This window comes from Pseudomonas sp. 9_2_1, from assembly GCF_059295275.1.
Map to the genome: position 1 here is coordinate 3037537 of NZ_CM181239.1, position 15502 is coordinate 3053038.

Annotated in this window: 9 protein-coding genes; 6 read left to right on the forward strand and 3 right to left on the reverse strand. The window is 55.1% G+C overall.

Annotation, left to right across the window (positions count from 1 at the left end):
- Window positions 1–53 precede the first annotated feature (53 nt).
- The 5 genes from AC5O5I_RS13690 (at window position 54) to AC5O5I_RS13710 (ending at window position 11856) form a co-directional block, all read left to right on the forward strand.
- Window positions 54–3071 (forward strand): RelA/SpoT domain-containing protein, encoded by a 3018-nt coding sequence (locus AC5O5I_RS13690; RefSeq protein WP_209966051.1) that lies wholly within the window; start codon window positions 54–56, stop codon window positions 3069–3071.
- A gap of 518 nt (window positions 3072–3589) precedes the next feature.
- Window positions 3590–4975 carry an AAA family ATPase gene (locus AC5O5I_RS13695; RefSeq protein ID WP_209966052.1) on the forward strand — a complete coding sequence of 462 codons (1386 nt, stop codon included), beginning with the start codon at window positions 3590–3592 and terminating at the stop codon, window positions 4973–4975.
- Between the two features lie 147 nt (window positions 4976–5122).
- Entirely contained in the window at window positions 5123–9475 is a 4353-nt protein-coding gene (locus AC5O5I_RS13700; RefSeq protein ID WP_494512707.1) for an ATP-binding protein, read from the forward strand.
- A complete protein-coding gene (locus AC5O5I_RS13705; protein ID WP_494512708.1) occupies window positions 9472–10917 on the forward strand; it encodes a hypothetical protein in 1446 nt (481 codons plus the stop codon). The genes AC5O5I_RS13700 and AC5O5I_RS13705 overlap by 4 nt, the downstream gene beginning before the upstream one ends.
- Window positions 10918–11235: 318 nt before the next feature.
- Window positions 11236–11856 carry a hypothetical protein gene (locus AC5O5I_RS13710; protein ID WP_209966058.1) on the forward strand — a complete coding sequence of 207 codons (621 nt, stop codon included), beginning with the start codon at window positions 11236–11238 and terminating at the stop codon, window positions 11854–11856.
- A gap of 406 nt (window positions 11857–12262) precedes the next feature.
- Here the strand turns inward: AC5O5I_RS13710 and AC5O5I_RS13715 are convergent, their stop codons facing one another.
- The 3 genes from AC5O5I_RS13715 to AC5O5I_RS13725 all read right to left on the reverse strand — a co-directional run bounded on the left by AC5O5I_RS13715 (window position 12263) and on the right by AC5O5I_RS13725 (window position 14894).
- Window positions 12263–13444: a Fic family protein gene (locus tag AC5O5I_RS13715; RefSeq protein WP_494512709.1), complete on the reverse strand. Its 1182-nt coding sequence runs from the start codon at window positions 13442–13444 to the stop codon at window positions 12263–12265.
- A gap of 78 nt (window positions 13445–13522) precedes the next feature.
- Window positions 13523–14281 carry an SIR2 family NAD-dependent protein deacylase gene (locus AC5O5I_RS13720; RefSeq protein ID WP_209966063.1) on the reverse strand — a complete coding sequence of 253 codons (759 nt, stop codon included), beginning with the start codon at window positions 14279–14281 and terminating at the stop codon, window positions 13523–13525.
- Between the two features lie 151 nt (window positions 14282–14432).
- The gene (locus AC5O5I_RS13725) at window positions 14433–14894 is read right to left on the reverse strand and encodes a hypothetical protein (RefSeq protein WP_176431015.1); all 462 of its coding nucleotides are present in this window, start codon (window positions 14892–14894) and stop codon (window positions 14433–14435) included.
- A gap of 142 nt (window positions 14895–15036) precedes the next feature.
- On the opposite strand from AC5O5I_RS13725, the gene AC5O5I_RS13730 reads away from it, so the two are divergent.
- Window positions 15037–15312 carry a helix-turn-helix domain-containing protein gene (locus AC5O5I_RS13730; protein ID WP_027609240.1) on the forward strand — a complete coding sequence of 92 codons (276 nt, stop codon included), beginning with the start codon at window positions 15037–15039 and terminating at the stop codon, window positions 15310–15312.
- The last annotated feature ends 190 nt before the right edge of the window (window positions 15313–15502 follow it).

Consider the following 15502-nt stretch of genomic DNA (forward strand, 5'->3'; position numbering starts at 1 on the left):
TGACCACGCTGGACGACGCCAGCGTTCGATTTCACAGCCTGAGTAGACAGCCAATGAACTTCAACGAATATCAACAACATGGCTGGGCCGCCTATGCCGCCTTGGCGTCGACGATCTCCAGCATCTTGGCCGCTGCTATCGAGACTGAGGGTGGTTACCGCCTCCAGCTGGTCAAAGAGCGCGCCAAGGAGGCCAACTCTCTGTTCAAAAAGCTGCAGGAACGGGGCATCGCGGACACCGCGCAGCTGGAGCATGAAATCAAGGATCTCGCCGGGTGCCGCACGGTGTTCTACACCAACAGCGACGTCGAGAAGTTCATCCACTCGGGCATCATCCAGGAAAACTTCGATGTCTTGGAGGTCAAGCTCCACCAGCCGGGGAGGGAGGTCAAGGATGCGGCAGACCTGTACATCTCCAACCATTATCTGGTGACCCTCACCGAGGAGCGGACCAAGCTACCGGAGTATGCGCGCTTCGCCGGCATGCGCTGTGAAATTCAGATTCAGACAATTCTCAACCACGCCTGGGCGGAAATGGCCCATGACACGATCTACAAAGCACCTGATCTGCGCGACTTTGGCAGCAGGCAGTTTCAGGGGATCAAGAACCGGCTGCAAAAGGTCGCATTGCAGTACCTGGTTCCGGCGGGCTATGAGTTCCAGAAAATCGCGGCTGACTTCCAGCGCCTGCTTGACGGCAAGGCGCTTTTCGATGGGGATGCCCTGGAAGCCATTGTCCGAGCAACGGACAATAATCAGCGGGTAGATGCCCTTGAGCGCTTCGCTGAAAATGTCCTGCCGTTTTATGATGACCTGTCAGCGGTCTACGGTGACGTCGTGGCGAAGCTGCTGGCGGCAGCGGACCAGGCCAAAGCCACCCCCGCTATAGACATCGAAACACCGTATGGCTCCCTGCCCGCGAAAACCTACGCAGATGTCTTGCAGGCGATCGCCGACATCCTTACTCATTACCGCTATGTAGACGCAGAGCTGACCTTTGATGGCCTGTGTAAGCTCTATTTGGCGACCGACACGGAGGCGGAGCGCAAACCGCTGATGCAGTTGGGTGAGGCACTGGCGGGGCACCAACTGGAGATCTGGAACGGCCATGGTCCGCTGGTGCAGTGGCTGCTGGTAGAACGTATCGAAGGGTTCGAAGACAACGTTCGCAAGCAATTGCTGCCGCTGTTGATCGCCGTGCTCAATCCGGTCTTGAGCCTGGAGATCAGTGGCACGTCCAGCAGTTTTGAAGGGTTTACCATTCGCCGCGCCACCGTTGTCGCCAGCGACCAGCTCCGCCTGACCCGGGGCAAAGCCGTCGCACTCCTGGCGAGTCTGTATCCGGTTTGCGATGGCGAAACACAGCAGCGCAGCATCCTGTTGGCAGTGAATGCAGCGACCTGTGGTCCGCGCGGTACCGGCTTCACCCGCGAACTTGCAGCGATCGTTCTCGCCGACACGCTCGCAGTATTAGAATTCCTGCTGAGCATTGCCACCGCCGTTAGTCATCAGACACTGCAAGCGATGGAGGAGCGGGTGCTCCACTGTTATTGGCGCTATGTGCAACTTCCCGAGTACCTGGGAGAAGACGCTGATTTGCAGGCGGCGTGCCAACGCGTGCGTAGTGCAGCATTGAAGTTTCGCGATTTCATCAATGCTGTGCCGGACTATGTGATGTACAAGGCGCTGGTTGGCTACAACTCGGTCTTTCCGCCTGCCTGGGAAGAGCAAGATTTTGGTTATGAGCAAGCGGCGGTTTACCGGAAGGAGCAAATTGAGCGACTTTATGCGCAAGTCGAGCTGCCAAGCGCTGAGCTCTGGTTTGAGCGGTTAAATCGCTTTGCGCAGACAGAGTCTGACGATCTGGCGACATTTCCAGAGTTTGGGCAGTTTCTGGAGCGGTTGGCCGAGGAGAAGGCGGGCATTGTTCGGTCGTTTATCGAGCGAAAGGACAGCAGCCTAATGAATTTCCTCCCTGCAATGCTGATCGGCCTGGCTCGCAGCCAGGAGCGCGAGCAGGTTCGGCTGCGTATCGAGTCGTGGTTGGACCATGGTGAGCATCTCGGCGCTATCGCCTGGTATTTGCGGTTCACCGATTGCTTCGACAAAGAACTGCTTTGTCGCACCTTGGTCAGTGCGCAGAGGCACGGTGACAGAGACGGCCTGAGAAATGTCTTGCTGGCGGCTGTTACCCAGTTTTCCAGCCACCCTGACGATCTGATTGACGGGGTGTTCTTGCCCGCCCTGACAGGGCTGGTCGAACTCGACAACTTCAGCTGGACTGGGCAGCCCTGGTTCTCTTGGCTGAATAACAACCTGATCGCGTCGCTCGATCAAGCGCAGGCTGAGACTGTGTTGAATGCGCTCATCGGCTACCCGGAACTCGTTTATGGAGCCGAATACATTTGCGCCTCGATCGCCAAGCACTGGCCTGCGCTGGTCGTGCAATTTCTGGGCGACCGGCAGTTCTACGCAGAACGTGAAGACGCACCGTCACGCTACGATGCCTTACCGTTCAATGTCTTCGAGCTGCGGGCACCGCTGGCGTTGGTGCCTGACCTGATGCTTACGGCGGCTCAGCAGTGGTTCACCCGCGCACCAGGCAGCTTTGAATTCGATGGCGCAAGGTTGTTGGCCTCGGTCTTCTCGGAGGTGGCGGGTGACTATGCAGAGCGGCTGCGGGCGTTGATCGCGGGCCGGGAGCTCAGCAATCTGGCGTTTGTGTTGGCGCTACTACACGCTTATGAGGGGCGTGAAAGTGTGTATCCTTTGGTTCGAGAGATTGTCGCCGTGCTGCCAGGGCATAGCGACTTGCTGAAATGCGCACAACGTGTGCTGGGCGCCTCGGGCGTGGTGTCGGGAGCGTATGGATTCGCTGAGCTGTATGACGAGCGTAAAGCGCGGCTGAATGAATGGCTGACTGACGAGCGCGAGCCGGTCCGTACCTTTGCATGCGAGCTGATCCGCCGCCTGGAGCAACGGATTTCTGCGGAGAATCGCGCCGCACAGGCCTCGATCGCACTGAGAAGATTGGAGTGGCCAGATGACCAGGATAAGGTGTCCGAGGAGTAAGCCGGTCGGTGAACAACGCGCACGATATTCAGTCGATCTGCCCTCAGGGGTCATCATCATTTGGCGTGATGCGAGGCTTTCATACCTCAGCCTTGGTTCAATGACCGGTCCATAGTGGGGGCGGTGTCTGGGTCGTAATCTAGGTCGTTACCTCAAGAAAACACGCTCTTACAAGGCTCGGTCACGCCCTGATCGCCAAGCATACGGATGGCTCACCATGTAAGGAGCGCGTTGACTGACGACCCGCACCTGAGCGACGAAGTGTTTCAAGGCCTGCTTGAAGGCTCTCGCCTCCGTCAGACGGTACTCATCCACAGAGTCCAAAAAGCACCAGGCTTCTCGGCACGATAAAAACCTGTCAAAGACCGGCGTCATGTAGCCATCGTATTGCCATTGCTACTCTGGTTCAACATACTTGGCTGATGACCCGCGGGTAAGCGGATTACGTGCCATACACCGTGTCGCGGTGACGTAGCCACATACCTGTCGGAGGAATCGCATTAACCAAGGATATGTGTGTGGCTATACGGAATGTAGACCAGGATCGGTTTGTCGAGATCCTTCAGTCAAAGCTGTCAGTGCGCTCTCCGATCAAAACCATCGAACGGCTTTTTGGCCGAGAACGCGAATTGGAGTTGGTCGAAGAAGCCCTGTTCGACCAAGGCGGTCACGTATTCATTTACGGTGATCGGGGCGTGGGCAAGTCTTCACTTGCGGCATCGGTGGCCGCTCAGTACCAGAGCAGCGACAACGAACCCATCCAGATACCCTGTGGCAAGGACACATGTTTCTATAAGACGATCGAGGAAATCGCAGAGCGCATCTTGCGCCGAGCGGGCGGACGGCGGAGCCTGGAATTCACGCATACGGTCAATCTGAAATTCTACACGTTACAGGTTAAAGACCAGGTGAAAAGCATCAGCCTTCCGCCTATCGACTCGATGTTTTCCGCCGTGGATGTGATGGAAGAGGTGGTGGAGGTTCACTCTGAGCGGCCGGTTGTGGTCATCGATGAGTTCGACCAGATCGAATCTGTCTCCGAGCGCGCCAAATTCGCCCATTTCCTCAAAGATCTCGGTGACCGAGGCGTCAACGTTAAATTCATTTTCACCGGTATCGCGACATCGTTGTACCAGCTGCTGGGCGATCATGAATCCAGCTTTCGACAGCTTTTCACCCTGCATCTGGAGCGTCTGTACTGGTCATACCGGGAAGACATTGCCTACAGCGCTATTGAGGCATTCGGCCTAGACGTCAATGAAGAGATCGTGCACTCGATTGCACGCATCAGTAATGGCTTCCCTTACTTTGTTCATCTGCTGACGCAGAATTTACTGTGGGCAGTTTTCAAAGATGAGCACGAAGTGTCGCGCATTGAGCGGCGACATTTCGATGCTGCCATTGCTCGTTCCATTATCGGCATCAGTGGTCGCCTACAGCGCCCCTACGACAGTGCGGTGCTGCACAAAGGCCACGATTACCTGCTGGCATTGTGGGCTACCGCCGATTCCGAGGATACCGTTCGCTATGCTGATAATATTTTTAAATCCTACCTCAGGATCAACCGACAGCTGTTTGGTACGGACCCGGCCGAGGCTGATCAAGCACCGCTTCAGCCCGCCGAATTCAAGAAGATCCTGAAGAAGTTTCTACGCAAAGACTGTGGCGAAGTTCTTGAACTAGTCGAAGGTCGAGAGCACATGTATTCGTACCGTGAAAACCTTCTGCGAGGCTTTGTGGCATTGAAGGCGCAAGAAGCTGGTATTGAACTGCAAGGTGATCAACCTGATGAGCCGCGCATACCTACGGCCATGGCGAAGTCTCGCTTCAGTGGCGGCCAAGGACGGTTATCGGCATACGCAGCAGATCCTTCCAAGCACGTCAAATTCCGATCTGAGCATTGAGCATTTAGGGTACCGGCAAAGCCTCATCAAAAACCTCGCACAGTTTGCAAGTCGTACACACGCCAGAGGCTGAAACACTTGGTTAGGTCCACATTGTTTTGAACAAGTCGCTGACGGTTCAGCGGCTCACACACAGGCCTCATCGGTATGAAAGTTGGTATCAAACGAAGCGCGATTCCTGCCAGTGGTTACCTGTATCAGACATTGGTCGGAATTCAGCTCTTGTGTGACTGGCTCGATTCGCCCTCCCTGTATGAGTGGGTCAAATTCGAGGCGGACGATGAGCGCGAAGCTCAAGGTTTAGATGACATCGTGGCTCAGCGACCCGATGGCAGTGTTGAGTTCATCCAAGTTAAGTTCACCGTTGACGGTTTTGATCCAGGCAATGCTCTGTCATGGGATTGGCTTACGCGTCGCAAAGGGCAACGCGGCAAGTCCTTGCTGGAAAAATGGGCGGGAGCATTCTTTCGCGTTGGCTTAGCGCGTCTGAGTAGGGCCAGACTGATCACCAATAGGCGGCCGGATGCGACCTTCGCCTTGCACCTGGTTGACAACAAAGTACGCTGGAGTTCCTTACCGGAAGCGCTACGCGAAGAGCTAATGCCGCACCTAGGCGGCACAGGGAACGCCGAGCGCTTCTTTGAGCATTTTGAGTTTTTGCATAGTTTTGCAGGCTATGAATCGCTTACCGCCACGGTTGCTTCAGCTCTGGAGGGCAAGCACACCGATCACCTCGGCTGGCTCAACCTGCTGCGCCGCTCTATTGAATGGAGTATACATAAAAGTTCGCCTGCTCCTGACGGGCGGATCACGCTGGAGGTACTACGAAGCACCATCTCCGAGCGGCAACCTCGCCCTTTGGATCAAGAGTTTCGGGTTCCACCAGGATACCTTCCGCCTGACTCTCAGTTTGCCGACGCATTCGTCGACGAGGTACAGAGCACTTGCTGGAATGAGCGCGTCCTATGGGGGGCGCCAGGGCAGGGGAAGAGCACGTTCTTGAGCTACCTCTGCGAGCAACTCAGCGCTTTAGGGTATCCGGTCATACGGCACCACTATTTTCTAGACCTTCAAGACACCTCTGAGAGATTCACTCTGAAAAGTGTCGCGCGATCGATGATGACCCAACTGGCGAGTGAATTTCCAACAGATATTGCGCGCCTGAAAAAGGAGCCTGAGCATCTGCGCAGTTGGCTTGAGGTCTGCGGGCAAGCAAGCTTGGCACAATCGAAGCGATTGATTGTGATTGTCGATGGACTCGATCACGTTTGGCGTGAAAATGACGAACAGATCTTGCCGCTCAATGAGCTATTCAACCAGCTGCTTCCAGCACCACACGGGGTTGCCTTGATCCTTGGTACACAACGTGTGAGTGACCAGCACCTGCCGCGGCGGATGAATCGTCATCTTGGTTCCGAAGCGTGGATAGAGCTTCCGCGCATGCAAATGACCTCAATCATCTCATGGCTTCGTAGCCAGCACGAAGCTGGTGTCTTCCAACTACCTGAACCTGAAGCGGTTGCACAGCAATTGACGCCAATCGCCGAAGCGCTCATGACCGCCAGTGAAGGCCACCCTCTGGTGCTCACTTACTTGTTCATGAAGGTCGCTCATGGACATCGCGTCATCTCGCCAGCAGCAATCCGCGGAGTGGACATTGCGCCGCACGGCGACCTACAGGGTTACTACAAAACTCTGTGGCAACAATTGTCATGGCCCGTACGCGACGCGCTGCACCTTCTAGCTGAGGATTCCTTCATCTGGCCCGCAGGCGCACTTGAGCTTTGCTTGGAGCTCCGAGGTGTCAACTTAGAGGTTGAAATTGGTCACCTGCTGACTACCGTCGACGCGGGGCTGAAGGCGTTTCATGGCAGCCTGTATGTGTTCATCACACAGCAATCCGACCACCGAGATCGACTGGGCATTTTGCGTCCGAAAGTGAAGGTATGGCTTGCCACGCAGGCCTCCCCGTATCTGCGCTGGGCTTGGCTATGGCTTTACGAGGCACACCAGGGTTGCACCGACAACCTGCTTAACGAAACAACCAGGCAATGGGTGCTGAAGTCACTCACCAACGCCTGCGAAATTGGCCAGATTGTTCGCATTTTGGAAGCAGCCGAGTCAGTAGCATTTGAGGCAGGAGACTTTCAGACGGCCATTGGCAAAAGAGCCCTCAAGCATCGAGTGGAGGAAGGGCTTCCCTATCAAGTAGAAGATGCCGAGTACCTGCGTGAACAGGCACTCCAGTTGACTACTGACCCTTACCCGACACTACTGCTGGCCTCGCGTCTAAATCAGTCAAGTCTACATGCCCAGCAGCAACTGGCTTCTCTGTATCTGGCATTGGGTCAGGTAGAGCGAGCGAGGGAAGTGCAGGAACGGATGCGTATCAGAATTAACGATAGGGTAAAAGCCAAGGCCTTCAAAGCCCGGGACTATGGTCAAGCCATCGCTCGATACTTGCAGGTCGCTGCCGGCACAGGACGCTACGACCCAGCAAGGGTACTCACAATATTGCGCCGACAGCCAAATTCCACGGAGCTATTCGAGCGTTTCCTGATCACAGCGAGCAAGGCTGACGATCTGGAGCGCGTCATTGCTTTTGTCGACCTACCCATGCCTTTGGCTTTACGGCGGGTATTAGAAGTCCACGCCGTACGAGTTGCAGCCTGGGCTAGCGCTCGACTTCACAGTTGGCAACAGTTCAAACGTCTAACCAAGCATCCACTTTCGATCTGCTGGGGGTTGTTGTACCAGCCTGAATTTGCACCTCGCATCCCTCACCGAGCGATCCATGCGACCATGGCTGCTGGGTCTGAGAACAATGACGAGCAGGGTCTTGCTCGATATTTGCACTATTTTTTCTTTGCTGTGTTGGCCCGAGGTCTAGCGGGCACTGATGATAATGTTGTGCCGGAAGCACAGAGTCAACGACCGTGGCTTGCAGGGGCCTTGCTGGCGCTAGAAACTGCGGCCAGTGCCGTTGCAACAGAATTGGTTCGAGGCGGGCATGTAGTCGCCTCAGTGCTTTACAGTCTTGATCTTGGCGAGCGGCCTGCGCACAGCGACCACGAGGCATGGAGTGATCTGCGCGCCATGCGCCGAGCACTGGTGCTCATCACTGCAGATGTGTTCCTTCTCACGCGCGCCAGGTCGGGATTACAGCACATCCCTGCGAAGGAATGGGAGAAGTGCAAGGTTTCGCGTCTGTTCGCGCTGGAGCACTGGCAAGAGGACTTCCTCATGTGCGGCTATCGCTTGCTCGATGATGCGACCGCGCAAGACTTCATAGCGGAGCGGGCCGGGAAAATTCGCAGCACAGTTGCTCCCTTCAATGAGCAAGCCTCATCGCTCGTGGCCCTCTGTAGCTGGGCAACTAGCTATGGTCTTACAGATTTAGCCCATGAACTTCTCGAGCAAACCTACGCTTACGCTATCGGCTACGGTTGGAGAAAAGACCCCAGTTTGGCGGGGGTCCTCGAAGTAGTGGCTGATATAGCCAAGCGCGATCCTGCATATGCAGTAAGACAAGTCCGTCGGCTAGCCCCAATTTTTGAACTGATTGATGCCATGACGGAAGATTCAGGGTCACGGCCATGCGATCTCGCTGCGTTGCTTTGGCAGCTGTTACCCGATATCTATGTGCGCTACTACCAGCATTTTTTGGATAGGAGTGAGTGGTACTACGCGGATTGCACATTCTCAGTATTGGCCGAGCACATTGACCTTTCACCTGAGAGCACGCCAGCATTGAGTATAGCTCTCGGTGAGCAAACGGTGTCAGCGCTACGGACCCGGGCACAAAAGATGGAAAACCCAGCTCTGCTAGCCAAAGTACGGTTGTGGGGCGGCGCGCTGGTTTCAGACTCGAGAGCTAGTAATTTCGCGCACGATCAAGTTGACAGGGAAAGTCAAACGGTCGATCCACAACGCTATCCGCCCACACAGCTACGTCAATTTCTGGCGCACGTGCATGCCACGATTGACTATCAGCACCGCTCAGCAATGAGTCAAAACTGGTTGGCGCACTGGGAGCATCAAGGCAGTGGAATGGAGGTGTTGCAGGCGCTCGAGGAACTACTGGACGACAAAAGCTCAAGCTCCCACTTCAGCGAACTTCTTGATCCTGCGTTTCATTTGTCGCTGCGTCTGCAGGGGGCGAAGCGTGCCTTTATGTGGCTTATTCGAGCGCACCAGTATCGCTATGGGTGGTCGGAACGTTACCACGGTTACGACGAGTCATTACGGCGTTTGGAGATACTTGGCGAGTATTATCCTTCGCGCTGGAAAGAATTTTTGGCGAAATCGTCGCTGCCGCCACCGGGCGCGTACGTGAAAGCCAGGGTTATCCCAGATACAGGACTAGTGCGCCTATTAATAGCAGTAGGTGAGTTACAGCAGGCCAAGGATGTCCTGTCAACCTTAATTGACATTCTGATCGAGGAGTTCAGTGTGCAACCGCTGGCTCCGCCGCAATGGTGGCCGGAGCTCAACCAATGAACGCTAAACAAATTGCCATTATTGCAACGGCACGTCTTGGACTACCCGTTCCCACGGGGAAATTGTTTTTGCTTCACAGCCTCGCGCATGCACTCAAGCACCCTCAGACTGAGGCAGTCTACGCGGATGCTATTGTGGAATGGTTGGCGTCACGCGAATTAGAATCGGAATGCCTGGAAGGGCTGGCCATCTTTCTATTGGCGCCACCCGCTACAGAACTCTTGGCGCGCGTCCAAGGTGCGATTAAGTGGCCGTCCTTGGCATCGGCTGCGCTTTTATCGATTATCTCGAGCGGCTCTACTGGGCTTCAGGATTGGACCCAGGCACATTCAGGTAGGGCAACCCTCAACGAAGATCTCAGCACGGCTGAAGAAGCCTTAGCGAGCTGCACTTTTATACCTCCAGTATTTCTTCATGAAGTACAGGCGCTTGAGTCTGGCTCTGGATACCCCTTTGTTCGACAGTGGGCTTTTGAGTACAGCGCCATCAGTAAGCGTGTCAGTAACACTAGCGATGGCCATTTCAGTTACTTCTTGAATGGTCAGCATGATCATGTCGGGCAATTTGTTGGTAGGCAGGGGCACCTGGCCAGGTCGGCCTTTTTGAGGGTTTTGGCGTTCGCTGTGGAGAAGTGGGATATGCCCGAGGAGACTGCTTACCACTATGCCCAGACGGCTTTTCCAGCAGAACCGCTGTTCCTAAAATTCTTGCCTGGGAGCGATCCTGCATGGTTGGGAAGCGCACCTCTGACTGCGGAGGGGGGCACTGAATCTGCCGAACAGTTGGTCGTAGATAGTATCGATCGCGTGGAAAACGCTATCAATGGCCGGGTTATGCATTTGTCAATGAATGTTGTCGATGGGCCTGAACGGCAAGTGGAGCTGGAGGTGTTTACCGTTTTTGCGGGCGAGGCAGTGAATGCAGAGCAAGTATTAAGGATTTATACAGGCATGTTGGGAAGGCTGACGCTGGCCCGCGATGATATGCGAGCATTCGTTTCCCCTGTACTGCCGGCGTTTTTTGTGGAAAAGTTCAACTACGCCCCTGCATTACTGCCGCTAATTGGTCCGTGCGTAGGTTACTTGCAGAACGATTTCGTCAGTCGAACCCCTTACATTCCCTTCTCATCTGCATCCTTGCCTGCAATCGAGTTGCGGCCCGGCGAGGGCGGCGGGGCATTAACCTCAAGCGGCCAGGTAGTCGGACATTTTGCTTTTTGGCATCGGAAATGGCAGCCGACACATAAAAGAAATTGGCCAAGTCCCACGGGATGTTGCACCTACCTTACGCGTGATGCCGCCGAGCGTCAGGCAACTGACCATGCAGGCAAGGCGCTATATGTCTGGAAACTAACGACGTGGACTCGAAAAACTGAGTACGAGGAGTGGGAGGAATCTGTACTGTTCGGATCCGGCCCTGTACTTGAACGACCCGGGGCTTGAAAGAGTATATCATGGGCGAGAAGAGCATCTCCCGCTGCTCGCTGGCAGCGACGCCCTTGATGGCAACCACACAGGGTTCGATCAAGTCGTGTTCGGCCTAGTACCTGGTCCGTTGCGCCTTAAGCCAAGGCGCAATTTTTTCCAGTACTGATATCCGAGCGCTATCCCTATGCGATACCTCGCAAAGCCGATCAAGTCAAGGCGGCCCCGATTGGCCAGTGCCAACTCGCACTGTTCAGCCAAGTCGTCGCTAGTTGTTGCGCGGGCCGCCATGGCGGGTGGCCGGCACAAAAGTAATCATGAAAAATAGGAAGCAGCATGGATTTTAGCACTATCTTTAAAGTTGTTGTCGCGATCAGCGCAATACTGGGTGCCGCCAAGGTGATTTATGAATTTACACTCGGTGGACATACTCGGCGCCGAGAAGAGTACCGGTTCGCTAAAGAGTTTCTCTATGACCTGTACAGGGCCGATGATGTCGACAAACTGCACCCACTAGCCGTCGAGCGTGGCTTCTATGCGATTGCCGGGACATCCAGCATCAATGCGGACGATGTGGAATACCTGCTCACGCTTTCATCGCCGGATAAAGCCTTGAAAGATTATGTCCTCTCGCAAGTCTGCGTGGAGATAGACCACAAAACGCAGCGAGTAAAGTACCGAGACAAGTACGCCAGCACTTTCGCACGATCTTGGCGGAAGGTCTGGTGGCTGTTGATTTACTTCGTCGCCTCTTTACTCGCGGCTTCACCCTTGGTTTTGACCGGTCCTCTGGGCCTTCCTACCCAGTTCATGTGGCTGGCAGTAGTCACCATTCCCTGTGGCGGCCTGTACGCCTACCTAGCATTGAGGGATTTCATCAAGATCACCCGCGCTGAAGCCTTAGTGAAGGATCACAAAAAACACACCCCCGCCATTCAAGTGGGTCACGGTAAATAGGGTGGAAGTGTCAGCGCTCGATTGTGGCAGCGGCACGCAGGGAGTAAAACGCTCATCACCTGCCCGCCGCAGTTGCACGAGAGTTGGTGCGCTGCATCGAAGATTGGCAGGGTTATCCAGGGGATCGCGCTGCTGGCATTTGCCGACAGTGCCGCCCATGAGCTGAGAAGTCGGCTGATCGCTGACCAGCAGGGTGCGCCTTTGGCCACCCGCATAGACGTCGACGATAGATAGCTCATCCTCAATGATCTCGTGGTGTCTATTGTCCATCGACTTACCCGGTATACCAGCAAGGATGGCAATTACCGGCTGCGGTCAGCAAAAATTGAAAGCCTCCGTGCGAGTCACGCTGTAACGGCTTAGCTTTGAGTTAGCTACTCGATAACCGAAATGCTCGGGGGGCAAACTACCAGAGAGAGGGGAACAGAAAATCTATCGCGTGCCGCGAAAGCTTCAGGGATACCGACTGACGGCAGTCCAAAGTGATCAGCCGCTCTAAACACATCTGGCTTAGTAGGCTTTGCGTGGTAGCCTCATCGAGACCTAGGCGCGCGCAGATATCGTTGCGTTGCTGGCCACCCAGGCAGAGAAGCGTTTTGTAAATATCACGGCACTTCATCTGCAGTTCAGGCAGGTGCTCGCCCTTACTGCCTGACAGTGCGCAGCGGCTCCGCATCTCAAAATAGCCGTCGATCCGATCATTTAGCCTTTCCGGCTCCAGCAGCTTACTGAAGTACTGCAACTGCTCAAGTGCTGTCTCAGTGAAGAATCTAGTCCAGCGCCACAAACCGCTATCCGAAAGTTCGCCACGGCCGTCTAATCCGCCTTGGCGCTGAGCATCCGCAGCGCGCAGCATCTCGTAATAGGCGGCGATATTGCGAGCGAACCCACGGCTCATGGACCACAAGCCAGACCCACTCAAGCCAGCAGCCTTGAGGTACTGATCTGTGAATAGGCGGCCCGTACGACCATTGCCGTCCATGAATGGGTGGATCCACATCAGGCGGTGGTGCGAGGCAGCAGCGGCTAAAAGCCGCGATTGCCCATGGATCCAATCTAGACGGTACACGCGCGCAAAGTCGTTGAGGTGCGACTGCATCTGCTGCGAAGTAGGGGGGATGTGTTGGCCAACGCGGACCTCACATTTGCGAAATTCACCAGGGACCATGCGCGCGGAAATCGCTGGCTCGAGTGATTGCATTTCCAGCATCCGTTCAGGCACGCCAACATATAGTTCGCGATGTAGGCGTGCGATTGTGACCTTCGCACACACGGTGACTTTGTTGATTGGCTCATTGACGAGCCGGCGCTGGGCGTCAATGTGGCGTTTAACCTCTTGCAGGCCTTGGTCGCCTTCGATCTCATGAGTACTCTCCTCGGCCCTCAGAATGTCGATCGGTGCGCTTGAATTCCCCTCGATCTTGTTGCTGTAGTACGAATTTACAAGCTGTACCAGATTCATCATAGGCACGCGTAATGGGGCTGGAATCCCGGTGTGAAGGGCCTCGTCGAGCCTCATGATCTGGATGATTTGTTCCAGCAGCTCCTCCGTGGCCTTGTCTTGGGTGATGTACGGAGTGAATGCCATTGCCACATAGTCCTTTGCACAGCTAGTTATAAAGGCTTAGAACGTTTCAAAGCTTTCTCCTTGCCGGGTAGTGGATGGTCATGTCAACGCCAGAGCAATCAGTTGTGGCAGTATTTTCTCAGCAGGGCCTATCAGCATGATCTCGTTCGGCCCATTCATGGATACATCTACGTTATTGACGTGTACGACCACTGCACCAGAAGCTATCGCGATATCTGGTAAGTCAGCAGCAGGCCTTACCACACCGGATGTCCCGATCGAAAGCATGACGTCACACTGTCGTGCTGCTCGGCTGGCGGTTTTCCATGCGCCTGGCGGAAGATCTTCACCAAACCACACCACAGCTGGACGCAAGCGGCCGTTGCATCGTCGGCAGCGGGGCGGTTCTATCAATGCGCCTTCCGCTGGAATGCTCGGAAATTCCAGCGATCCCGCGACAAAGCGATGACAGGTGAAACACTTGGGAAGCGTCAGGCTGCCATGGAGATGAAGCACGTCCTGATTGCCCGCCCGCTCGTGCAGGTCATCAACGTTCTGAGTGACCACAGTGACATTCCGACCGCTGCCAGATAACCGGTGGATCGCCTGATGTGCCGCATTGGGCAGAGCTTGCGTGACCTGCTGGCGCCGCCATAGGTACCAGCCCCAAACCAGCGCCGGATTTTCGCGAAATGCCTTCGCGGTTTCTAAGCGTTGAGGGTCTTGGCGCTCCCACAACCCGGTTAGTCGGTCGCGAAAAGTCGGGATGCCGCTGCCGGCAGAAACGCCAGCGCCGGTAAACACCATGATATGTTGCGCATCCCGCAATGCGTCTGCCGCTTTTGCTAAGGTGTCCATGAGCACTCATCATCGTAACGCGTGGTAGGGAAGGCTGCCAGGAGAGCGGCCGCGGGAGGCATCGGATCAGTGAACAGCCAATTCGATGGCCTTGCGCCGAAAAACCCAAGTGTGGAGGCTTCACCGTTCAACGACGGTGTGCGTTCCTGCATCAAAAATGCGCGTACAACTGCGGTTCGTCAGCAGACTTAGGTGGAGGGGCCGTGCTGGTGATTCGCGCTTTCAGGTTTCGCGCCGAGTACAACGCGTGTGACCGTTTCCGCAGGCGTAAATCGAGATCCCCTAATTTGTAGGTGGCCACCGCAGTCTCGTAAATCACTGCGCTTTGCGAGGACTCAAGTCCACGGTGAATCACTATCTTACGAAGCTCTTCCAGGCTCCAGTGCGGACGTCCGGTGATGGAAGGAGGGCATAGCATTTGTACCTGCGCGATCTCGACGCCCGTTGCCTGAGACAGGAAGACGTTGAGTTCGTAGGCATCTTCAACCACAGCTGCTCGCTCGCTCTCACCGTTGAAAAGCGGCCGCAAGGTTACCCAAAAGCACATCCCTTCAATTTCACAATAGGAACCCGTACGGACAGTACGGGTGTGAGATTCGGACAAATAGATCAAAACGGGCTCCACTGAGCGCTGCATACCCCTAGGCGACCAGTCACCAGGGCTGGAAAGCTCAAATTATCCCACAATGAACACTATAGATTGTAGCCCTATCGTGTTCGATAGCGCTTCATCATTCCTTTTATGAGGAATGATGATGGAAATCCGTGAATCCCTGGGTGAGGCACTGCGGCGCATGCGCATTCTTCACGGCCTGACCCAGGAAGATTTTGGAGTAGTCAGTAGTAGGACCTACGTCAGCACCCTCGAACGCGGACTCAAGGCGCCAACTATTCAAAAAATTGAAGAGCTGGCCGGCCGCATGGGTGTCCACCCACTCAGCCTCATCGTATCTGCGTACCTTATCCAGAATCCGGATGTGGGCATCGACGGGCTGATCAAACAGGTGAAAAAAGAGGCGCTCAAGCCTTGACCGTCGTTCCAGCGTCGAAAATGAGCGCTATAGTGTTCACGCCACCCTGAATCGACTACCATCGCTGCTCACTGAAACCCGCTTCGGGGAGCAGCGTAGCTATGCGTAGATCATTCCATGGCTAAGGTGGCCCCTTCTACATCCAAATGCCTATGGCCACCGTCGCTGCTCTCCATTTTTCAATTGGCCT

Coding starts and splice junctions, on each gene's coding strand:
- AC5O5I_RS13705 (WP_494512708.1), top strand. CDS start 9,472: ATGAACGCTAAACAAATTGCCATTATTGCAACGGCACGTCTTGGACTA.
- AC5O5I_RS13710 (WP_209966058.1), top strand. CDS start 11,236: ATGGATTTTAGCACTATCTTTAAAGTTGTTGTCGCGATCAGCGCAATA.
- AC5O5I_RS13700 (WP_494512707.1), top strand. CDS start 5,123: ATGAAAGTTGGTATCAAACGAAGCGCGATTCCTGCCAGTGGTTACCTG.
- AC5O5I_RS13720 (WP_209966063.1), bottom strand. CDS start 14,281: ATGGACACCTTAGCAAAAGCGGCAGACGCATTGCGGGATGCGCAACAT.
- AC5O5I_RS13690 (WP_209966051.1), top strand. CDS start 54: ATGAACTTCAACGAATATCAACAACATGGCTGGGCCGCCTATGCCGCC.
- AC5O5I_RS13715 (WP_494512709.1), bottom strand. CDS start 13,444: ATGGCATTCACTCCGTACATCACCCAAGACAAGGCCACGGAGGAGCTG.
- AC5O5I_RS13730 (WP_027609240.1), top strand. CDS start 15,037: ATGGAAATCCGTGAATCCCTGGGTGAGGCACTGCGGCGCATGCGCATT.